The following is a 21,285-nucleotide window of genomic DNA, read 5'->3' as shown; positions in this document are numbered from 1 at the left end:
TTTTGTGATTGTTACAGATGAATGTCAGAAAAGATGGTGGTGACTTGCGCCTTGGCATCAGTTTCCGGCTTGATCAGCGCGATCGCTGGTGCTGGTAACTGCTGGTCTTTACCATCGGTGAGTAATGTATCTGGTCGCAAACGCAGACCTATGGGCCGTTTGGTAACATAAGTTTTGGCATCAATTAATTCAAAGTTAGGTAAACTGGCGGCACTAAAGCCATGCGGTTTTTCATAACGATAGCGCCAGCGAGTAGCTCGATTTTTGCAACGAATGACGTAGGTTTTGGGTTTAATTAGGGTGTTGCCATCCTGATTTTCCAACAGGGTAAAAGCTGGAGGTACGAGGCTCTGATTCAGCACTATTTCTACCAGTGCAAAAGCACCACTGGCTGTCATCGGGTCACACAGAACAAACTTGTCAATTTGGCGATTATTGAGGAGTAGCTTGTAAAATCCAGGAATTTGCCCAGAAAAATTGAGATGACAAGCGATCGCCTCGCTTGGTTGATGGTTATCGGCAATCTTAACATCTAAGGCAAAAGTTATCTGCTCGTTTACATCTTGCAAGGTAAAATGCCAAGTCTCCCCCGGATTAGCGTTGGAGATTGTATAGATACGAGACAATCCCTGTTTAGTTAACTTATCTTCGTCAGAAACATATTGACTCTGAGGCAAGATATCCCAATCATTCGTGTTTGGTTTCACGCTAGCTGAAGCCTGATAACGCAAGGCTTCCAGGGTCTTACCCTCATGATTTACTAATTGCCCTAGATGGTATTCGCTCTTTGGTGTGTAACTGGGTAAAGGTCGCGTCAAGAATAAAGCATGACCCTGATTACCCCAAAGATTGGAGAAATAATAAATCTGCTGGCGGTTTGTAGTCAGGGATAGATTTGTAAAATTGGCAAAATAGCGATCGCGTACCACTAACCAAAATGTCAGTCGTTCCGGTCGATTCACTGGTAATAAAGTCTGCCAACCACCAGACTTTGCTTCCTCTACCTGGGCGTAGATATTAGCACCCTGTGGCTGGGGACGAAATAACCACCTGAGATTTCGCAATATCCGCAGACATTCTGATGTTGGCACTAAAGCCAACATTTCTGAGATTTCATAACCATTAGCTGGTAGTTTTGGCGGACTAGGCTGACCTAGATAATAGTCATGCCAAATCTCTAAATCGAGGATTTTCTGATATAGACTCTTCATCAGTGATTATGCCTCACTCATTGATAGAGACTCCACTGATGACTGTGCCTTCTCCCTGACGTTTTTGTGCCTCTATCGCTATAAGGCGGGCGCGGTACATTACGAAAGGTACTTGTTTTCCGCCCAAAGAACCCCAAAGCTGGTTTAATTGTTCAAAACTCAGAGAGTAAAGGTCTGGTATCAGCCGCACATGGCGCGAAATACTCCCATTACCTGGCGTAGAGGTAAATGAGATTTCCTGTTGTGACTGAAAAAATTCCACTACCCGCGACAGCAGTCTCAGGGCTGTTTCATACTGATTGTGTAGTGAGGAAAAAAGAATAAATAGATTGAGGTTAACAGGAGGATTTTGGTAAATAGTCCGCCCATTATCCATCCGATAGTGACTACCATTTTTCATGGTGGACTCTTCTTGGAGGTTTACTAAGCTCATCACTACATGACCATTCAACTGATTGTTTGATCCGCCAAGTTCTTCCGCCATACCGATGTTATCTATTAGCACAATCTGTCCCGGCCCAAGTTCTGGCTCAACCTCTAGGATGTAACGTTGCAAAGCAACCTGTATCAACCTCATGGCATCAAATATCATAATCAATCAGTTAATGAATCACTCAGAGGCCTATATCGTTTCATCTATCTATATCGATATAGATATATAAATTTACAAGCCATAATAGTACGTAATACTGAAACTAATTTTGTAACAAAAGTGTTAAGGTCAAAGTAATTTTTGCAACATAAATGTTTTTCACAAAGCTCCGAAGTGGTTTGGACATTTGGGTATTTATTTAATAGGTTTAGCTAAGAATACAGGCTTAAAATAAATCTATAGACATTTATGCTAATTTTCCGACTTTATTCGTTTAAAAATAGAAATATTTAAGCCACAATCTTAATTTACAACCATAAAGTTTACCCAATTAAGACAATATCTTTTCTCTAATTTTTTTCTTAGTTAATGTAATAATTTTTATTATTCTCTGTATTTTTACCCCCTCGGTTTTGTAACCAAAACCTATTATCCCTAAAAAATAAGGTTTTTAGTCGAATCGCACTCAGAAAAGCTATAAGCTAGACAGAATAAGCACCGCAGCTTTTAAAGCTATTGAAAAATGCTTATAAGTAGCAATATTAATCGTGCTGTTGTGTTCTGTGTTAGAAGTAATGGTTTGATTAGATAGTTGAAAAACCTTTTGCTCTGAGTGATCCAAGACAATCGACCAAAGATAACTTAGAATCTCAGTACGTAGAGTATTTTTTGTAAAAACTTTTTAAGTAAATATTCCAGTGTCGATTCTACGAATTTCCTTTAAGGACTTTTGAAGAAATGACTGGACTATCGCTAACATCTCACGAGGGGGGTAAGTAGGTCGGCGTAAATAATTATTGTTGTTGCATTATATTAAGAGTTATCAGACATAGCAAAGATTCAGTTTATGTTTTCCTACTTGTGGCTTATTATATTGATCACAATGGAAGTTAAATATCTTCCCAACAGCAATCAAGAAATATGTTTTATCAAGTCGTTCATAGCACACTGGGACGCTGCCGTATTCGTGTACCCAGACTGGCAGATGACTTAGAGTTTGCTGAAAACCTCAATCGCTTGGTTGAGTCATTGCAGTTTGTCACTGAGGTTCGCATCAATGCCGCAGCTAGTTCGCTGATTGTTAACTACAAAATCAGTGCGGTTAATCTTGAAGAAGCCCAAAACTATCTGTCAAACTGTATTGAAAAGGCCAGTTGTATTCAACAAGCGGACTTGATAGGAACTTCTAATGAAGAAGCTATAGAAGAGTCTGACTTGATTCCAGAAGTTAACCAATGGAGAGATTTAGGTTTACCCCTGCTCAGTCTGAGTTTGGCAATATTTGCAGCTCCGTTGGAGTTACCACCTCTGTTGGTTATAATGGCGATCGCGGGTGCTGCAATGCCTTGGTTCAATCGAGCGGCTGACAGCATTGTTAATCAAGGTCAGCCTAATATTGATCTATTAGACTCCGCGTGGATGACTCTACAAGTCGTCCAAGGTCAATATATTGCCCCGTCCTTGAAAACCAGTTTAGTAGAAATCCGCAGAAGCTTACGCGGTACAGTTGAAGAGGCCAGAGAACAAAAAGCTCTAGACTTTTTAAATTATTTGCATCAAGATATTTGGGTACAGCGTGATCAATTACAGCCAGCAGTCAGAGCAATAGAGTTACAAGTGGGCGATCGCATCACGATTCATGCTGGGGAAATAATTCCTATAGATGGTAGGATTTTATCTGGCAGTGGTTTGGTGGATTGCTCCTACCTCACAGGTATAGATACACCTATTTATTATTCTCTAGGGCAAGAAATCTACGCCTCTTCGCGGTTGTTGGAAGGAGAGTTATCTATATTAGTGGAACGGACGGGAGAAAATACTCGTTTGGGATTGATTGCTCATCTGATGCAAACTACTCCTGTGCATGATACACACATTGGCGCACAACAAGCAGAATTTGTGAAAAATGCCATCTTACCAACCTTAGTTTTAGGCGGTACTATTTTTGCTGCAACAGGTAATTTAGGCGCAGCTATTTCTCCTTTTCAGTTTGACTTTGGTAGTGGTATTCCTATTTCTATCTCAAGCACCATCCTCTCTGCCTTGACTCACGCTGTCCAAAATGGCATTTATATCCGTAGTGGTCGTGTTGTGGAGTTGTTGAGTCAGTTAAATACCCTTGTCATCCATGACTCTGCACTATTGTATCTAAATACAACTGCATCAGACTGTATTCAGGCGATCGCTACCCTACAAGAACAGGGTATTACTATCTACCTCATCAGTGACGATAGTTTGGCAAATACTACCATGCTGGCAAACAAATTTGGCATTCATCCTAACCATATTCTTGCAGAATCCCATCCCCAACAACAAGCAAACTTAGTTGATGGACTCCGCAACCAAAGAGGGTGCATAGCAGTGCTGGGAATAAATGGTGATTGTCATGCAGACATTTCTATCTCACTGGCCTTTGAGGGAAATGTTTGTACCGAAGCAGATGTGGTGCTGCTTGATCAGCAATTGCAAGGATTGATATATGCTATTGCGATCGCTAAACGAGCAATGGAGGTAGTTTACCAAAATACGGCAACTATTGTTGTGCCTAATCTGATGATGCAAATTGGTGGCGGTATGGTTTTAGGTGTCAATCCGATTTGGAATGTGATTGTGAATAATGGCTCGGCATTTATTGCTGAATTTCTAAATGGTTCGCGTCCCATTTTTGACTCGATTAGGCCATCACAACAGAAAAATAATCACAAAGCAAATATCAAGGCGATTCCTGCAACTTCTACCGAGTTACCGTTACCTATTTTGAACGGTAAAAAATTGCATCAACAACCTTTAACTCAATAATAAAACCAAGGTTGATTGACTTAACAAAAATCTACAACAAAAGCAGATTAATGCTGACTGGCTTTTCTATATTTTCTAGCAATTTGTCTACTTTCCTCCAAGTAGACTTGAACTACACAAAAGGCCATAGCAAATAAAACAACGTAAGCAACTAAAGCAACTACAACTATGCCATCCATTTTTATACTCCCTAGCTTGGCTCTCTTTGAATAAATTGTTTCTTTTTTTATCTACAGACCATTTTAAGGTTAATCAGGTCTGCTGTAACACAATGTAATGTAAATCTCTATTGCTTTTGATTGTCAGAAATAGTTTGTGAGATTTTACTGAAAAACAGAGTATTTCTCACTCAATCTATATCGTCTGGAAATCTCTTGAGTCTCATGATTACAGGCTTCAATTAGCTGAAAAGCCATAAGTGACATCACTAAATAAGCAGCAACAGAAACTATAATAATGTAATTCATTTTCGTTTCATCTAAAGATTACATATAAATAATAAAAAATTAAATTTTGATTGCCTTCTACTAAAATATGTAAATACTCTCCACCCAAAGTAAGAGAATAAGTAAGCATACAAATACTTCTTAATCTAAGTGGATAGATATCATAAAATATAAAATCAAAACTAGATTAACCTTCTACTATTAAGGGTTTTACCTTCTTCTTCTTACTAACTTGATGTTCTAAAAATTATTTATAGTTTCCCTAAAGGACTAAGCCAAATGACAACAAAAGATAAAATTCTGCTTTATATGTTAGTGTTTGTACCCATTTCCTTTATTGCGGAATGGCTGCATTTACATCCTGTGATTGTTTTCGTCATTTCTGGTTTAGCAATTATCCCCTTAGCAGCGTGGATTGCCAATTCTACGGAAGAAATTGCTACTGTGGTGGGGCCATCTCTCGGTGGGTTGCTCAATGCTACTTTTGGCAACGCAACTGAGATGATTATCTCTATTGTTGCCCTTCGTGCGGGTTTGGTGGAGGTAGTCAAAGCCAGTATTACAGGTACTATCGTCGCTAACCTACTTCTGGCTTTAGGCGCAGCAATTTTTTTGGGAGGGTTACGTTTTAAAGAGCAAAGTTTTCAACCTAAAGTCGCCCGAATTAATGCTTCTTCACTAAATCTGGCTTTGGTAGTGCTACTTACGCCTACTGCTATCGACTTTACATCTAAAGGATTACAGGCGACAACTATCAATAATTTTTCTGCGGTTGCGGCGATTTTGTTGTTAGTGTTCTACCTGTTGATGCTGCTGTTTTCTATGAAAACTCACAAGGATATATATGAACTCAGAGCTACTGAGCTTGATGAATCAGAACAGGCAGATAAGTCTCATCAACATGCAACATCTTTGTGGAAGAATGTTGCTATCTTGCTAATTTGTACCATTGCGTTGGTATTTGTTTCTGATGTCTTAGTTGCTAGTCTAGAAAAAGCGATTACGACTTTAGGCTTTACTAGCTTATTTACAGGGGTAATTCTGATTCCCCTTTTTGGAGGTGCTGTAGAGTATATTACGGCTGCTACCTTTGCCATGAAAAATAAAATGGATTTAGCAGTAGCAGTGGCGATGGGTTCCAGCTTGCAAATTGCTATGTTTGTTGCGCCAATTTTGGTGTTAGCGGGTCAGTTGATGGGACAACCGATGAATCTAGATTTTAACCCGTTTGAAGTATTGGCAGTGGCGATCGCTGTTTTAATTACCAACTCCATCAGCACAGATGGAAACTCTAACTGGCTAGAGGGAGCCTTACTGCTGATTACCTACGCAGTTTTAGGAGCAGCATTCTATTTTCATCCCTAAACTTATAGAGACGTTGCAATGCAACGTCTCTACTACAAATACCGGATCACAACCTAAAATGAAATCACCAAATAAGGTTCTTCAAATTTGCCTCCGGTAACTGGCTGATTTCGTAGTTCGTCTGGTAAAACAATATTTCGCCGTTGATCACCTGCTTCAACCGTGAGTTCTGTACCCAACTGGGTAAGCTTGACTTGCGATTTGCTGAATCCTGGCAAGAATAATCGTACCTGACGTTGTGCCAAATCAACTGTTAAAGGTTGGGGAACATGAGGAATAGTTTTAAAATCTGGTAGTGCATCTAGTAGGGGTTGCCAATTGTGTTTTTGCAACGCGGGAATTAGATTTACTGCCAATGGAGCAAAAGCTTGCTCTAGTTCAGTTTTGTTAGCTGCTGCATAACTTTGATAAGCTAGAACCCCACTTACTCGCAAATCAACCTGCTGGGCGCTACCCCAAAGCCAACGAGCCTCAGCAATTGCTGCTGGTTCATCTGTAGTTACTAAATAAGCACTTAACCTTTTGGCATCTCCTACAACTGCAACGCTTTTAGCAATCCAATCTTGAATTTGCCCAATAGCATCTTGTACTTTTCGGGTGTCCATATTTGCACTCAACAAAGCGCTGGCGAGAGGCCCCCCTATCGAGTCGGCGATTTTACTCAAATCTAGAGATTCTAACGCTTCACGAAAGCGGCGAAAATACCAATCTGCAATGTTGGGTATTCCCAGCATTCTCAATGATTCTAAATCTCCCCGCCCATCATAAATGATCACATCATAGTCTTCACTTTGATAGTACTTTCGCAGAGCGTTGAAGGCCAGCAGGCTATCAAAACCGGGTAGGATAACCACCTCTCCTGAATATACCTCCATTTTCACAGAGGACGGGAGGTAGAGAAGCAACCATTTTTTGACTTCTTCCCAAACCTGTTCTAATAGTACTGTTGCTTGCAACTGTACCACACTTAGATTAGGCGCAATCTCTTGGGGAGTTGCTGGTAGGGAAGTTTCTAACAGCAGCTCTGCGCTGGGATTGGGATTGTGGGTTACTAGTAGCACCCGTTGAGAATACTGAGCAAACCATTTAGCAGTGGCGATCGCCAATGTGGTGTGTCTCGTATCCGCCTTGCCTAAAAATGTAATAATTCTGCTCATCAAGGCATAGCCCTTATGTCTTTTTCAAGGACTGAAGTTTACTCTTTAGCGAGAAGAGTGGGGTAGTTATCAGTAATAGTTAATTAACAGTTAACTGATTTTTATGATTCCAAAGTGCTGAAACAGAAAGCAGCAACAATAAGAAAAGGAGTGCCAGGTACTAAGGGGAGAATTATCCCAATTATACCCAAAACAATGCAAATGGAACCGACAACAATTCTCCCGGCGTTTCTGATTTGCTTTAGCATAGGAGTTATCCTACAAGTTGTTAAAATTGCTTGTTTAATTTAGCGTATCAGGTAATCATGCAATTATGAGCAGTATATAAAACAAGCTGCATGAATTTTCATTCACTATCACATTTGAGGCGCTTATGTCTTATTCTACAAGCTATGCCCCACAGTCTTCCTTTGTGTCTGGAGCATTGGATAATCTGAGGATTTTATTACCCAATTTAGTTTTATCTTTGGGTATCTCTATTGTCGGTTCGATTGTGCTGACTGGACTAACATATTGGCTCAATACTGCCATCGGTATGCCAGTAATTCCATTTTTGTTTATTATGATCTAGAGTAAGTTTAACGAATTAGAGATAAGTAGGGGCGTAAAGCCTTGCGTCCCTACTTTAAATCAGTCCTCAGAAAGGATATGTATGGTCTGCGTTCCATTCTTGGAACACAACTTTTCACCACAGCTTAAAATTGTTGATATTAGACAAATCCGCTATGGATTATCAAATTGTTCATGCTGTTGAAGGACGGATTCGCATCCGCATTCCCTTATTAGCTGAGGAAACAGAGTATGGTAGTAAATTGCAAAAGCGGGTTGAGTCCTTGAACTATGTTACCAATGTTCGGATTAACCCTCTAGCTGAGTCAATGGTTGTCACTTATAAATATAAGTTTGTTTCATGTAGTGTGATGCAGGCTCATCTTCAAGAAGCGATCGCACAAGTAGCTTCCCCACCGCCACCGTCAACACCTCCTGCATCAGAACCAATTGCACAAGTAGCTTCTCCACCGCCACCGTCAACACCTCCTGCATCAGAACCATTAGTAGTAGAAAATAACTCTTCTAATGTTTCAACAGGAGTTGTACAAGAGCCATTTGCTTATAGTTTGGAACAGGTTAACCCAGATAAAGACCCTTGGGAAGACGAAACGACTCCAGCAATTGAGTCACCGAGCAATGAAGTCCAAGCAGATTTATCCACACCGGAAGTATTGACCATTGAAGACGACCAAGCTAAGGATAAGTTAGTAGACACTGTTAAACAGCAGGTAAATTCTGACGTAACACCATTGCAAACATCAGCTTTAGCAAGGCGTTTAGAGGTACATCCTAAAGCCTTAAGTCGATATAAGTCAAAACCGGACTTTAGCCAGTGGAGCCAGAAAAAAGACCCAAACAGCATTGCTTGGACTTATGATAGTGTCTCAAAAATCTTTTGCCCAATTGAGCTAACTGTAACTACACAGTCTAATCTTCAGGAACAGAGGATACAGACGGAAGTAGAAAAAGTTGGAAGTGAAGTGCTAGGTGGAGTAGTGGGAGGAATTGTCGGCGAAACTGTAGGCGGTGTAATTGCAGGGCCGATAGGAATGGTTGTTGGCGAAGAAGTTGGCTCCGTCATTGGTTCAATCTTGGGAGAGGATTTAGGTAAACAAGCCGAACATGTCAATCAGCCAGAAGCACAAAAGCACCCTGAGTCAGAAACGCAAGCAGAAATGGAAGTTTCGGCGAGTGAAACAATGGGAGAAAAAATTGGTGAGACTGTGGGAGAAATAGTCGGTGAGGTTTTCTTAGGAGAAGAGGGGGGAATAATTGGTAAAGATATGGGCGAAAAAATTGGCTCGGCTGTAACAGCAATAATTGAGGAAGCAGTCATAGTTAACAGCGAGTCTGGTGAACAAAAATCTAATCAAAATTAGTTACTGTGGGAATGCTTGCAAGTGTTGACAACCAATGAAGAAATCATGACTTCTACAATAAATTGAGAAAAGGGAAGGGGAAAAAGCATTGAATTTCCTGTTCCCACCTCTTGCAAAAGGTACTTTTGCAAGAGACATTCTAAATAGGATTCATAACAAGGGTATGAAAATTTGCCCCCTAAGCTCCACACCCATTTTTCAGATAGGTCTATTTAAGAATTGCATAATGTTACTAAATTTGCACGGGTTCTGCTTCATGCTCTGCCTGGATATTGCAACGATCCATACCATAAACAAAAACTCCTCCAGTATCAATTTTGTAAACCCATCCATGAAGGCTAATTTCCCCTTTATGGAGTTTAGAGTGAATAATTGGATAAGTTCGCAAATTTTCTAATTGAGTCATTACATTCTCTTCAATCGTGGCATTCAATAAATCTTCTCCTTCATACTCCTGATAATTATCTTTAATCAGCCGACGAGTTGCTTCTGCATGTTTTAACCAGTCATAAACTAATGGCATCTCATCAGCTAATTTTCCCAATTGCAATAATCCCTTCATTGCTCCACAGTTAGAATGACCGCATACAATAATCTGCTTAATGTCTAAAGCCTGAACTGCATATTCAACTGCTGCTCCTTCACCACCATTAGTCGCACGATAAGGCGGAATGATATTACCCGCATTACGAATAATAAAAAGTTCTCCAGGTTCAGTTTGAGTTAGTAAATTTGGATCAATCCGTGAGTCAGAGCAGGTAATAAATAACGCTCTGGGGTGCTGTTCATGCCCAAGATGCTCAAATAAGCCTCGGTGTTCTTTGAAATAATTGGTTTGAAATTTATGTAAACCAGCAAATAACTTTTTCATAATTCAAAGAACTCCAATAATTGACCCAAAAATAAATTTTGCAGATTTACGATGAAAAAATTAAAGATGCGCTTAATTTTACCTCCCTATAATCCTGATTAGGGAAAGACACCGAAGGCGGGAGTTAGATATAGTACAACTTCATAGAAAAACGGTATTACTAACTAAACTTTCTGCTAATTAGTTCTATGGCATCTTTGAGTTGTTCTTTGTATTGCCAAATCCGGCCGCCAAAGATCATTTTTCCATCAGGATCAGCTAAAAATATATAATCGTCTCTCAAAAATGGGCTTGTCCAGGTTTTAACTACAGTGCCATCTTTGAGGATAAACTTAGACTGAGAATGTTTAATCAAGTTTGGGCGGCAATATGCAAGTCTAGGCACAGTTGCTAAAATCTGCATAGCTGCTACTGTCGTTGTAGTGATCGGTTGTGAAGATATCCAATTCTCGTCTTCTATTTCAGAACCCCATTTACCAATCTTAAATTTTGAGAATGAAATTCGTGGAAATATGTTTACCATGATTAGCCTTCCATCACTATATGAGGTAGAAGAAAATTAAAAATTCTCTTTGTGTCCTATGTCCAAGAAGTTTTTTCACCCCGGCTGCTCTACAACCGGGGTGATGGATAATCTGCCTGTACATCAAGTATTGGAGATTTGACTATCAATTCAGTGAACAGTTATCAGCTGCAAACTGCGTATGCTGTGAAACGAATCTCGACTGGAGACACTGATAACTGTTAAAAATTTGTAGATTGAGCAAGTGTGTTGCTTTGCACAACATTGGTTTGTTAGGTTGAGCTAAGTTCAACCTAACCTAAAAACTACACCATTAGTTAGTGATGAGAGTATATCAATTCTCGCACTTATTTGTGTTTAGCGTTGCGACACTTGCTGTCATCTCACTTGTCAAGCACGATCGCTCTGAAACTTGCAATAATTTACCTTGAGACAGTGTAACGTCAAGAATAAAGAATAGCAGCAGCAAACCCAATGGGCCGAAGGCAAGAGTAAATGCTAATTTACGCACATTTAAGAAATCTGGATGATCAATCATGATGTCTCCCTTGAGAAGAAGTAGTTTTTGTCATCAATAAGTAGGTGGACACAATTATTTAGAAGACGCATTTCGACTTCCATACCAGACGCTATGCGTTAGCTTTTGTCTGTAACACGCTATATATTCGCCTAAGCGTCTGGTAGAGAACGCAGAGAAGCATCAAAACCCAGCGATCTCAAGTTAGGTTTAATTTCGTCTTTCTACTTAGTAGTTATCTACATTGCTTGATGACGGTATAGTTAGCCCACGCTCCAGACATACACAGAAGGTTAATTGAAAGAATAGCCCTGTTCTTTCACTTCTGGAAAATAATCATCGTAGCGAAACACTGGAACTTTTATCTCAACAAGCTTTGAGCTTTTCTTGTCTAATAGAAACTAAAATTTGTAGCTAAAAAATGAAGAGTAAAGCTCCAAAAGGCTTCTAGCAATTAGGTTTTCCCAATCTGACACAAGAGGGATAGACATCTCCAGAAATTAATTATTCGTTCACTAAAACCCTTTGTAGAGAGGAATGGTTATACTCCTAATACCAATTCTCTGTGAGTCTGTACATTATTTCGACCTCTGCCAACCTCCCCGTTTACCGGAGTTGCCGCAGGCGGTGGAGTTCTTTTTATGCCTTTTCACATGGAAATAGTATAACAAAGAAGAAAGCTATACCCTTACTTCATTACTGGTGATGTCTAACAAGAGTGTCCCTCAACCAAAGAATATGCAATTTAACTGCTTAACAGCTTAAAGACTGACAAATGACCGAGAAGGGGTGTGAGTATGAAGATAGGAGGTTTAGGAGAAAGGTTATGTAACCCCTTGTAATCAAAAGGTTTGAGCCGCCTCAATTTATTTAAGACTTACGCAAAGGTAATGTATTTTTGTCATTGCGTAAGTTCTGTGATTAATGGAGTGACCCTATAACCCTACACTCTTACTTCCTCACACCCCTAGTTTTTCCACTCACAACAAGTCAGACTGTTTACTCTATTAGAGTTTATCCAATCGTTACTTCACGGGGAACTACTTCAGTTTTGCCATTCTTAGAAGACCTGAGATCAGATTTAGCTTCTGCTATCAAATCTTGGAAGGACTCTGAAGTTTCAGCAGCACTAGCTTGTACTTTGTCAAAGGCTTCAAACGCCCAAATTAATCCAGTCTTAGCTGTTGATCGTGCTGAGTCAGATAAATTGTGACCTGTTGCAGCATCTACAGCACCAAGGATAGGTGCAATAGCCAGTGCGCCAACACCAATTATCGCAGCAGTCATTGGCTCTAGCCCTAACAATAAAGCTTCTAGTTCAAACATTCTAAATAGTCTCCAAAAAAGGTAGATTGCTAATCATGATTCGTATTCGCCACTGTGCGCTACAGATGACGGTATTGATTTCCAAGCATCATCAATAAGTCTGAGTTGGCTTTACCTTATTAAACTATGGATGGAAAATGGAAACATAATACTGCACACCTTTGACGGCAGTTACACGAAATATATTAGCAGGTAGTAAGAATCTCTTCTTGAATTTGATTCTACATCCATACCGACAAAGTATACAGGTAATTATGATGTTCTCTCAATGAAAAATTGTTAAGTAGCAAAATATTAATCAGTATAAGTATACATATGACATTAAATATTAATTTAACTTAACGATATTAGTAGTATTTTTAGGTACGTATCATCTGTGATGATCGCTCAAAGTGCTATGTCTCGACCATTGATGGCACAATGTTAATGGTTATGTAACGGCTCAAACCAGCTAAAATTAATAGCTTTTTGGTATGTCATCAATAATGACTGATGATTGATGCTATTAATATAATGTTAAGTAAAAATGAATTAAGATATCTTTGTTATTTTGAAGCTAACATCATATAATTTTCTCAAGCGGAACCAGTTTTTGTACTCTTGTGTATTAGTGAAGACCAAGAGCTATTAAGTAGTTTCTGCATAAATGTATCATTAAGCTCTGGTAATTGTAAAAGGCAAGCAATAATTTACTGAATTTAATAGGCTGTTCGATGGCTGGTGTCAATAATGCAGCTTTCTAGTTAGTTAGCGATCGCCCAGCCAAATATCAATCAATGCCTATTAAAACTGCATTTCATATTGGGAAAAATCGTGAGATGTCAAAACTGTGAAAACTACACAAAACAACACATCTGATCCTGAACCTCATCAAAATATTAAATCTCCTCTGGAGTCGAAGAGTAGAGTATTGATGAGTGGTCTTTTATTTTGGCATAGTTTGCTCTCGCATTTAGATTCAAAAACCCGCCTGGGGTTAACTATCATGTTGGCAATGACTGTTTTTCTACGATTGCCAAATACTATACATTTAGCCAATCGCATACTCACAGCTTGGATTTTAGGAGTTTTCTGCTTTTTGACATTAGTAATATTGATGATGTGCAGTGCAACTCACCAAAAAACACGTTATCGCGCTCAACGCCAAGAAGCTCAACATTTAGCTGTTTTTATTTTAGTGGTCATTACTGCCTGTACAAGTATCTTTGCAATTGGGCTAATGCAAGCAATTAACGACAGCAAAAATATTCCTGAATCTACCTTAGCACTGCAAATTGCGCTGTCTTTAGTAGCTGTTATCTGTTCCTGGTTTCTGACTCACACCATATTTGCTCTCCACTATGCCACCTGCTACTACAATCCAGATTTCATGAACGAGGAGACAGGATACGTTGGCGGCTTAGATTTTCCAGGAGATGAGTTACCTGACTATTGGGACTTTATGTATTTCTCTTTCACTATCGGCATGACAGCTCAAACCTCAGATGTTTCGTTGCCAGGATCGGGAATACGAAGGCTTGCTATAGGACATGCAATTATTTCTTTTTTCTTCTACATGGTGATTTTAGCTTCGAGCGTAAATGTGGCATCGGGGCTGATTTAAAGCGGTGAATTGATGATGATCATTGGTAGAAAAAGTTATGGAATTTCGCATTTTACTTAGTCCGATTGACAATTCCCAATCTCGTTTGCTGTTATCTTTGGTACTAGCTGGGGTCGTTTTTCTGTTGATATCGCCTGCAAGCTTGGAATTACGCCTACTTGCTGCTTGGGATACGGGAGTTTTATGTTTTCTCATACTAGTGGGTTTAATGATGTTTGGCGCGAATCATGAACAGACACGCAAACGCGCACAGCGACAGGAAATTGACCATCTGGCAATTTTTATTTTGATTGTTTTCATAGCTTTTGCTAGTTTGTTTATTATTGCAGCAGTGTTAGCAAAACATAAAGACAGTTTTACTCCTGAAGTTGGGCTGTCTATAGTGGCAATTATCTGTTCTTGGCTGCTGATGCACACTACTTTTGCCCTGCATTATGCAGCATTCTATTACCGTAAGCCTTCCTTTGCTCCAGAGGCAGAATATATAGGAGGACTAGATTTTTCTAGTGGAGAAGCGCCTGACTATTTAGACTTTGTGTATTTCACATTTACTCTGGGTATGACCTCCCAAACTTCGGACACAGCACTTGTCTCATCTGCCATGCGACGATTAGCTTTAGGGCATACAGTCATGTCATTCTTTTTCTACAGCGTCATTCTCACTCTCGCAATCAGCATTATTTCTGGGCTGATGTAACTCTACTGTTCAACAATTTTCCTTTCTTCATTCTTTAATTATGCACATCCTATCTGCTCTACTACTTGCGATCGCGGTTAACGTCGATAATTTTGCCGTTGGTATCGCTTACGGAATTAAAAAACTCCAAATTGGCTGGCTTACTAATCTATTTATTAGTTTGATTTCCGCAATCGGCACATATCTCGCTATTTCTGTCGGAAATGACATTAAGAATTACTTGTCTATAAATGTCGCCAATGCGTTAGGTAGCTTTATCTTGATAGCCGTCGGAATTTGGAGTATTTGGAAAACACTCAAACGCCAACGTAGAAAAGTCAAGATGCGTAAGGAAATGAGTGTTTTAGTTGCAGCAGGTTCACACCGGGCGATATCTAACAGCTACCGTAAAAATTCTTCTGAGGAATTTTCTCAAGAATTTTCTTACGAAAAATTCTTGGAAGATCCTGAAAAAGCAGACGTAGACCACTCAGGCTATATTGATGTACAAGAATCTATCGCTCTGGCGTTTGGCTTGACTCTCAATAATCTTGGTTCAGGATTGGGTGGTGGAATTTCTAACTTGAATGTGGCTATTACCACCTTTTTAGTTTTGATCCTCAGTTTGTTGGGAATATCAGGCGGGTACTTTCTAGGCGATCGCTTTACGACTAAGATATCTGGACTTTGGGCTGGTATCCTTTCAGCCGCTCTGGTTATCATCACCGGGGTATATGAATATTTCGTTATGCCTTAGCTTTGTAATCATTCTTGGATATCAATCACAAATGATCATCCTAAAGACACTAAAGAATGTGGACTTATTTACTCCGCATTCTTTAGACCCCACATCTATCATGAGTGAATATTCCTTTTTTGCTACAGATTTAATTTAACTTCCCAAACATTCTTTAGAATTGGATAGCACTCGTCGGCTATCTTGGGGCATTAAATCAATCACATTGTTAAAGCTGCTGAAGTAGTCTTGCAGAGCAATGGCAGCAAAACCATGAAATTCAACCCATTCATACTGATAAAAATTAGTAGAAGTCGTAGAGTTCTTTTCTTGCTGATTCAGAGGAAAAGTCGGGATGGCAATTAATAAGGAAACTTTCTCCTCGCCAAAGGTGTCTTCACCTTCTAGCCTGACAGCAGCAATGTAAGTGGTATTAATGACCATATTATCAACTTTAATAAATGCCATATTTCCACACGCCTCCGAGTAAAGTGGATGATAGATAATTCTCTAACTTGTTAATCAGAAATTCCTTAGTTTGCCTACAATTCTTGAATATATAATTACCACCCTTGCTTTATCTACTGAACCCTACAATTGATTTTTAAAACAAAAAAAAAGCAGCCTTAGTAATTCTAGTGGTAGTTCCTCCTCACGAATTACGATATTATAGACTGCTGGACTTGCAATATTAAAGATGCGAAAGTTCAGTTATTCATAACCTTCGCTTAGTAAAAACTAATTGATTTTTTTGAGGTTGACATTTAACAGCCAACCTCAACACAGATAATATATATAATGTTTTTTATTTGCAGACCTCTTACTCATAACAGTGTTTTTCTCTTTTCGCCTCTTGTCCTGTCCACTTTTGCCACCGAGCGATCGCCCGATCAACATTCTCTGTAGCTTTGTCACCAGCAAAGCAGATACGTCCCATTCTTTCACAGGTAATTAATAATTCAGCGTTTCCTAAAGAAGGTGCAAGTACAAAATTATCATGTTTTGTATACAAACTGATTAAATAAGCAACAATTCCTTCTACACCCTCAATCCCAACAGGCTTCTCTGGTTTGAGAATGGGATCTTGAGAGTAAATCCCGACGTATAATTCGCCCAACACCCACTCAAATCTAAAGGGCATACGATGACGCGCACAAAAATCTTGGATATGTCCTTCACGAGCTAGCACAGCGACGATGCGAGCTTCATTAATTAGATAATCATGATTCCACTCAAATGAAAGAGTAGCAAGCGCTAAAGCAGCATTGGAAGGAAGAAGTCCAATAAATTCATCCTCAGCCGTATCACCACAGTAAATTAAATGCCTACCAAGTATCCACTCATCTCCTAACTCTGCCCCCGGTGGAATTAGAGTAGTATTGAATTTTTTTTCAACTTGTGGTTTAGCAGATTTTATAGACTGTTTTGCCTGCTTTTGAGCAGTAGAGCTTTGTAATGCCATCAATTGCTGTTCTTTGAGCTTGCTTCTAGCCTCTGCTGCTAATTTAGCTTGTTTTTCCATTTCTTCTTGCTTTTGCTGACGCTTCGCTTCTTGGGCTTTCTGTTCTGCTTGTTCTGCCTGCTCGCGTTCTTTACTTCCTGCTCTAGCTATTTTTAACAAAGTGGAGTGACTTTTGGCAATAGGTGTTTCCTTAATCACCTCCTTAACTTCTGGGTCAATATTTTTAGCAATTTGCTTTCCTAGTTGATATGTCCGCTTGTTATAACCTGCCTCTTGAGCTAGTTGTACTGTCGTTTTAGGAGGGGGTGAAATTGATTCACCCCCTTTTTTAGTGTATTGGTTCTCTCCAGATTGCGCACGCAAACCTATCCGCTCTAATATTTGGTCTCTCTCTAGCCAGAGTTCAGCTCGTTCTAAGGCTTCTAGTTCATTGCGAATGAGGTTTTCATCGATTTCAGCCAATCTGGCATGATCTACGTCTTTATAAGTAATAACCCTGTATTCAATCTGTTCCAGCCCCAAGAGCTTGCAAGCAGTTAGGCGGTGTAGCCCTGCAATTAGATTGAAATTATGATCGAGGGTTATAGGGTTCAAGAGTCCGTTCGCCTTAATAGATTGCATCAACTCAGCAACTTTTTGGTCGTTTAGAGGACGCCTGTTGGGCTGGATACTAACCCTATCAATGGCAATAATGGACATAAAAGCTACCAAATAATTAACTGGGGCTATATTTTTTATGGAGACTATAGAAAATATAGCAAAACAACAGATATAGTAATCTTTCTTCACAACTTCTTGGTATTCAATTGTGAAATGCTCTAACTGTTTAGAACACAAGTACTATTACAGATCACAAAACCTTCAAAATCGACAGCGGCTCTTTGCAATTGAAGCCTGCACCGCAACAGATTGCTCCTACTTCTGACATCAATATTTATCCGTTTATATTTCTTGAGGATTCATCTATACAGCAAATGACAACATTACCTCAAAAAATTTTACATGGCCACCATATCAAGCCTGATATTCATTCTGGTGACAAACTGCTAAAACTAAATACAACAGACTGCTGAACTGAAGTAGGATTTTTACCGACGCAGAGTCTACATAATAATTATCGTCAGGCTAATATTGTGAAATATTCTGTATGTTGTCTATAAGACACGTTGGAAAAATTCAGTTTTTATTCATAATGTCAACTTAACCATGTTGTAAAAGCTTTGTATCAAACAAATAACATTTTTATGGGATAATCTTAAATTAAGAATATATGACAATTAACAAAATTATAACAGTATCTCTCGGCTAATTTCTCATACTGTAAGGAGGAAAAATATTTAGTCCGTAAGAGGGATTGAAAATGCTGTGTGTTTATAGTAAAAAATTTAAGATACTTCCCCAGAACAATCATTTTTCAGGCAGTGTAATGAAGAGTGCTGAGTACTTTCTAATTTAATAATTACTCAGTACTTAGCATTGAGTAAGTAATTAGGCTATTTAAAAAAGGTCAATATTGCTCATCCTGCAACTAGCTAAACCATTTTGCGTGTTCATCCTGTAGCTAGAAGCTAATGAGCTATAAGAAAAGAGATGATTTTTGTAACATGCAGGCAGTACAAACCTGATAAATACCAGTTAGGATTATTGTGCTAATTGAAGTTTCCATATCCCTTGACCATCATTTTCATTTTATTTTTTATTCTTTACAATTCAAAATTCTTTAGTTAATTTCCCCTAAGAGGTAAGACCTTATGCCTGCGCCAACAGAATATGAAATTCCCATAAACAATCAATTTCAGGAAATAGATTTTGAAATTGTCCACATTACCGAGGAGCGACTGCGGATTCGTATACCTCGACTAACCGATGATCCTGAGTATGCAAGTTCGCTGACTTGGCTGATAGAGTCTTTTGATTTTATTGTTAGTGTGCGCATCAACCAGCCATCTAGCTCGTTAATTGTTTACTATGAACCCGACGTGCCTGTAACCACGGTACAAAAAAGCTTATTAAATAGCATTCAGCAAGCTAGCGTCGTTGACATTCCGCCGGGAACAGTGCCAATAAAAACAGAACTAAGACCAGAAATCGACTGGATAGAGCGGCTGGGACTACCTATGTTCAGCTTAGGTTTGGCTGTGCTTTCTAGTCAGTTGACACTACCTATACCGGCTTTGGCAATTGGTGGCTTAATTGCTGTAGCTGCCGCACCATTTGTAGCTAGGCTGATAGAAACAACTGTCAAAGAACGACGACTAGACGCGGATATTCTTGACGTACTTTGGCTAGGTCTTTACACAATTAAAGGAGACTTTGTAGGCCCGTCACTCATGTTGAGTTTAATGGAAACGGGGGATGCGCTACGTGATGCCACTGCCCGCGCTTCCGAGAGGCAATTTATGGATTTGTTCATGGGTATGGATAAATCTGCCAAGGTAGAACGGGATGGGCAAGAAATAGAAATTCCCCTGAAAGATGTGCAGAAAGGCGATCGCGTTATTGTCTATCCAGGTGAAGTAATTCCAGTGAGTGGGAGAGTACTGCGGGGTACAGCATTAATTGATGAACATAAACTCACCGGAGAGTCTACGTTAGTTTCTCGCTCTGAAGGACAGGTAGTTCACGCCTCTACTTTGTTGTTAGAAGGCAAGATATGTATACTAACTAAACGAATCGGCAAAAATACCCGCTTAGGATTGACAGTCGAACTTTTGCAATCTGCTCCAGTTCATGATACGCGGGTTGAAGATTATGCAGCCAAAGTTGCTGATGCAACCATTGTCCCAACCCTGCTATTAAGCGGTGCCATTTTTGCTGTTACTAGAGATGTATCGCGATCGCTTGCTCCTTTGCACCTCGATTTTAGCCACAGCATTCGCATTGCCGTACCTTCTACGGTTTTAGCAGCCCTTACCTATGCGGCACGGCATGGCATCTACATCCGTAGCGGACGTGCCTTGGAAATCTTAGCAAGGATAGATACAATTGTTTTTGACAAAACTGGGACGCTAACCCAAGGTAATGCCGAAGTTATCGCCATCAAAACCGCCAGACCAGAAATTTCTTCAGATTATGTCTTAGAAGTTGCTGCGTCGGCAGAACAAGGTAACACTCATCCTGTTGCTACTGCAATTCTGCGTTATGCCGAAGAGAATAATATCAAAACTCGTCCTTGTGAAGCTTGGGATTATCGCATTGGCTTAGGTGTAGTTGCTCAAATTTCTGGACAAAGGATTTTGGCTGGTAGCCATCGTCTCATGCTGCAAGAAGGCATTGAGGTTAATCCCACTCATCAACTTCACCCAGAGCTAAGGACAGGTAGCCAATCTACAGTATATGTGGCTGTAGATAGTGAATTGTTAGGCGTGATTTTGTATACAGACCCCCTCCGTCCAGAAAGTGCCGAAGTAATTTCTGTCTTAGAAAGCCAAGGTCAGCAGACCTATATGTTAAGTGGCGATAGCCAACGAGTGGCTAATCGTGTAGCTCAAGAGTTGAGTATTAATAGTAGTCATGTTTATGCAGAATCATTTCCTGATCAAAAAGTCGATGTCATTCGCCAACTTCAAAGCCAAGAGCGGACTGTACTTTTCATTGGAGAAGGTATCAATGATGCCGCAGCTTTAGCACATGCGGATGTTTCTATTTCTTTTGCTAGTGGTATTGATATTGCCAGAGAAACCGCCGATATAGTCCTTCTAGATGATGATCTGCGGGGCATACCTCATGCCATTGCGATCGCAAAACAAGCAATGGATATTATTTACCAAAATACTGCCCTCATCGCTGTACCGAATATTGGTGTAGTACTTGCAGGTATTTTATTTGCTTTTGATCCAGTTTTAGGTGTCATTATCAGTAATGGTTCAGCCCTGATTGCTGAGTTGAACAGTTTCCGCCCCTTGTTTAATGCCCAACCAATTCCTAGCTTTGATGCAGATGCACTCAAATATACACCCGATACTAAACACCCCGTTGAATCTCCTAGCCCTGCTGATTCTGAGCAATTGAAACTACTTACTCCCAGTCCTGCATAAAATCAATTCGCAATTAAACTAAGCCGGGCTAAA

At 39.7% G+C, this 21,285-nt stretch carries 19 protein-coding genes; 8 read left to right on the top strand and 11 right to left on the bottom strand.

The window, feature by feature from the left end; all coding sequences use genetic code 11:
* Nucleotides 1-11 precede the first annotated feature (11 nt).
* A complete protein-coding gene (locus NSMS1_RS00885) occupies nt 12-1,211 on the bottom strand; it encodes a hypothetical protein (protein ID WP_224090114.1) in 1,200 nt (399 codons plus the stop codon).
* Nucleotides 1,212-1,224: 13 nt separating this feature from the next.
* The gene (locus tag NSMS1_RS00880) at nt 1,225-1,803 is read right to left on the bottom strand and encodes a DUF4255 domain-containing protein (RefSeq protein WP_224090112.1); all 579 of its coding nucleotides are present in this window, start codon (nt 1,801-1,803) and stop codon (nt 1,225-1,227) included.
* Between the two features lie 921 nt (nt 1,804-2,724).
* On the opposite strand from NSMS1_RS00880, the gene NSMS1_RS00875 reads away from it, so the two are divergent.
* The gene (locus NSMS1_RS00875) at nt 2,725-4,602 is read left to right on the top strand and encodes an HMA2 domain-containing protein (protein WP_224090110.1); all 1,878 of its coding nucleotides are present in this window, start codon (nt 2,725-2,727) and stop codon (nt 4,600-4,602) included.
* Nucleotides 4,603-4,649: 47 nt separating this feature from the next.
* On the opposite strand, the gene NSMS1_RS34975 is transcribed toward NSMS1_RS00875, so the two are convergent.
* Nucleotides 4,650-4,781, bottom strand: coding sequence for a hypothetical protein (locus NSMS1_RS34975; RefSeq protein WP_263432550.1), 132 nt, complete (start codon nt 4,779-4,781; stop codon nt 4,650-4,652).
* A gap of 546 nt (nt 4,782-5,327) precedes the next feature.
* Between NSMS1_RS34975 and cax the strand changes: the two genes are divergently transcribed.
* A complete protein-coding gene (gene cax, locus NSMS1_RS00870; RefSeq protein WP_224090108.1) occupies nt 5,328-6,413 on the top strand; it encodes a calcium/proton exchanger in 1,086 nt (361 codons plus the stop codon).
* A gap of 53 nt (nt 6,414-6,466) precedes the next feature.
* Here cax and NSMS1_RS00865 read toward each other — a convergent pair whose 3' ends face one another.
* Together NSMS1_RS00865 and NSMS1_RS00860 are read right to left on the bottom strand one after the other, a co-directional pair.
* Nucleotides 6,467-7,570: an ArsA family ATPase gene (locus NSMS1_RS00865; protein ID WP_224090106.1), complete on the bottom strand. Its 1,104-nt coding sequence runs from the start codon at nt 7,568-7,570 to the stop codon at nt 6,467-6,469.
* A 101-nt stretch (nt 7,571-7,671) separates the two neighbouring features.
* Nucleotides 7,672-7,818, bottom strand: coding sequence for a DUF454 family protein (locus tag NSMS1_RS00860; RefSeq protein WP_224090104.1), 147 nt, complete (start codon nt 7,816-7,818; stop codon nt 7,672-7,674).
* Between the two features lie 125 nt (nt 7,819-7,943).
* Here NSMS1_RS00860 and NSMS1_RS00855 point away from each other — a divergent pair, with 125 nt between their 5' ends.
* Both NSMS1_RS00855 and NSMS1_RS00850 read left to right on the top strand, forming a co-directional pair.
* Complete coding sequence (locus NSMS1_RS00855) at nt 7,944-8,141, top strand: hypothetical protein (protein ID WP_224090102.1); 198 nt, start codon at nt 7,944-7,946, stop codon at nt 8,139-8,141.
* 154 nt (nt 8,142-8,295) lie between these two features.
* On the top strand, nt 8,296-9,501 hold the full coding sequence (locus NSMS1_RS00850; protein ID WP_224090092.1) for an HMA2 domain-containing protein: 1,206 nt from the start codon (nt 8,296-8,298) through the stop codon (nt 9,499-9,501).
* A 232-nt stretch (nt 9,502-9,733) separates the two neighbouring features.
* Here NSMS1_RS00850 and NSMS1_RS00845 read toward each other — a convergent pair whose 3' ends face one another.
* From NSMS1_RS00845 to NSMS1_RS00830, 4 genes are all read right to left on the bottom strand, one after another.
* Nucleotides 9,734-10,372, bottom strand: coding sequence for a carbonic anhydrase (locus NSMS1_RS00845; protein WP_317986563.1), 639 nt, complete (start codon nt 10,370-10,372; stop codon nt 9,734-9,736).
* Between the two features lie 160 nt (nt 10,373-10,532).
* Entirely contained in the window at nt 10,533-10,895 is a 363-nt protein-coding gene (locus NSMS1_RS00840) for a hypothetical protein (protein WP_224090082.1), read from the bottom strand.
* 334 nt (nt 10,896-11,229) lie between these two features.
* Nucleotides 11,230-11,433: a hypothetical protein gene (locus NSMS1_RS00835; protein WP_224090080.1), complete on the bottom strand. Its 204-nt coding sequence runs from the start codon at nt 11,431-11,433 to the stop codon at nt 11,230-11,232.
* 993 nt (nt 11,434-12,426) lie between these two features.
* Complete coding sequence (locus NSMS1_RS00830; protein WP_224090078.1) at nt 12,427-12,738, bottom strand: DUF5132 domain-containing protein; 312 nt, start codon at nt 12,736-12,738, stop codon at nt 12,427-12,429.
* An 829-nt stretch (nt 12,739-13,567) separates the two neighbouring features.
* Between NSMS1_RS00830 and NSMS1_RS00825 the strand changes: the two genes are divergently transcribed.
* From NSMS1_RS00825 to ytaF, 3 genes are read left to right on the top strand one after another with little or no spacing between them, the layout of a single operon-like run.
* Nucleotides 13,568-14,341 carry a DUF1345 domain-containing protein gene (locus tag NSMS1_RS00825; protein WP_224090076.1) on the top strand — a complete coding sequence of 258 codons (774 nt, stop codon included), beginning with the start codon at nt 13,568-13,570 and terminating at the stop codon, nt 14,339-14,341.
* A 37-nt stretch (nt 14,342-14,378) separates the two neighbouring features.
* Nucleotides 14,379-15,038, top strand: a complete 660-nt coding sequence (locus tag NSMS1_RS00820) for a DUF1345 domain-containing protein (RefSeq protein WP_224090074.1) — start codon at nt 14,379-14,381, stop codon at nt 15,036-15,038.
* Between the two features lie 40 nt (nt 15,039-15,078).
* Nucleotides 15,079-15,774, top strand: a complete 696-nt coding sequence (gene ytaF, locus NSMS1_RS00815; protein ID WP_224090065.1) for a sporulation membrane protein YtaF — start codon at nt 15,079-15,081, stop codon at nt 15,772-15,774.
* Between the two features lie 135 nt (nt 15,775-15,909).
* Here ytaF and NSMS1_RS00810 read toward each other — a convergent pair whose 3' ends face one another.
* On the bottom strand, nt 15,910-16,221 hold the full coding sequence (locus tag NSMS1_RS00810) for a hypothetical protein (protein ID WP_224090063.1): 312 nt from the start codon (nt 16,219-16,221) through the stop codon (nt 15,910-15,912).
* Between the two features lie 352 nt (nt 16,222-16,573).
* The gene (locus NSMS1_RS00805; RefSeq protein ID WP_224095412.1) at nt 16,574-17,914 is read right to left on the bottom strand and encodes a ParB/RepB/Spo0J family partition protein; all 1,341 of its coding nucleotides are present in this window, start codon (nt 17,912-17,914) and stop codon (nt 16,574-16,576) included.
* 1,052 nt (nt 17,915-18,966) lie between these two features.
* Between NSMS1_RS00805 and NSMS1_RS00800 the strand changes: the two genes are divergently transcribed.
* Complete coding sequence (locus tag NSMS1_RS00800) at nt 18,967-21,252, top strand: heavy metal translocating P-type ATPase (protein ID WP_224090054.1); 2,286 nt, start codon at nt 18,967-18,969, stop codon at nt 21,250-21,252.
* Nucleotides 21,253-21,285 lie beyond the last annotated feature (33 nt).

The organism is Nostoc sp. MS1 (assembly GCF_019976755.1).
In the GTDB taxonomy this organism is placed as follows: domain Bacteria; phylum Cyanobacteriota; class Cyanobacteriia; order Cyanobacteriales; family Nostocaceae; genus Trichormus.
Note: the sequence above shows the minus strand (reverse complement) of the source record. Positions and strands in the feature narration are given on the sequence as shown.

Coding starts and splice junctions, on each gene's coding strand:
- NSMS1_RS00850 (WP_224090092.1), top strand. CDS start 8,296: ATGGATTATCAAATTGTTCATGCTGTTGAAGGACGGATTCGCATCCGC.
- NSMS1_RS00880 (WP_224090112.1), bottom strand. CDS start 1,803: ATGATATTTGATGCCATGAGGTTGATACAGGTTGCTTTGCAACGTTAC.
- NSMS1_RS00875 (WP_224090110.1), top strand. CDS start 2,725: ATGTTTTATCAAGTCGTTCATAGCACACTGGGACGCTGCCGTATTCGT.
- cax (WP_224090108.1), top strand. CDS start 5,328: ATGACAACAAAAGATAAAATTCTGCTTTATATGTTAGTGTTTGTACCC.
- NSMS1_RS00855 (WP_224090102.1), top strand. CDS start 7,944: ATGTCTTATTCTACAAGCTATGCCCCACAGTCTTCCTTTGTGTCTGGA.
- NSMS1_RS00820 (WP_224090074.1), top strand. CDS start 14,379: ATGGAATTTCGCATTTTACTTAGTCCGATTGACAATTCCCAATCTCGT.
- NSMS1_RS00885 (WP_224090114.1), bottom strand. CDS start 1,211: ATGAAGAGTCTATATCAGAAAATCCTCGATTTAGAGATTTGGCATGAC.
- NSMS1_RS00810 (WP_224090063.1), bottom strand. CDS start 16,221: ATGGCATTTATTAAAGTTGATAATATGGTCATTAATACCACTTACATT.
- ytaF (WP_224090065.1), top strand. CDS start 15,079: ATGCACATCCTATCTGCTCTACTACTTGCGATCGCGGTTAACGTCGAT.
- NSMS1_RS00800 (WP_224090054.1), top strand. CDS start 18,967: ATGCCTGCGCCAACAGAATATGAAATTCCCATAAACAATCAATTTCAG.
- NSMS1_RS00860 (WP_224090104.1), bottom strand. CDS start 7,818: ATGCTAAAGCAAATCAGAAACGCCGGGAGAATTGTTGTCGGTTCCATT.
- NSMS1_RS00805 (WP_224095412.1), bottom strand. CDS start 17,914: ATGTCCATTATTGCCATTGATAGGGTTAGTATCCAGCCCAACAGGCGT.
- NSMS1_RS34975 (WP_263432550.1), bottom strand. CDS start 4,781: ATGGATGGCATAGTTGTAGTTGCTTTAGTTGCTTACGTTGTTTTATTT.
- NSMS1_RS00840 (WP_224090082.1), bottom strand. CDS start 10,895: ATGGTAAACATATTTCCACGAATTTCATTCTCAAAATTTAAGATTGGT.
- NSMS1_RS00835 (WP_224090080.1), bottom strand. CDS start 11,433: ATGATTGATCATCCAGATTTCTTAAATGTGCGTAAATTAGCATTTACT.
- NSMS1_RS00865 (WP_224090106.1), bottom strand. CDS start 7,570: ATGAGCAGAATTATTACATTTTTAGGCAAGGCGGATACGAGACACACC.
- NSMS1_RS00830 (WP_224090078.1), bottom strand. CDS start 12,738: ATGTTTGAACTAGAAGCTTTATTGTTAGGGCTAGAGCCAATGACTGCT.
- NSMS1_RS00845 (WP_317986563.1), bottom strand. CDS start 10,372: ATGAAAAAGTTATTTGCTGGTTTACATAAATTTCAAACCAATTATTTC.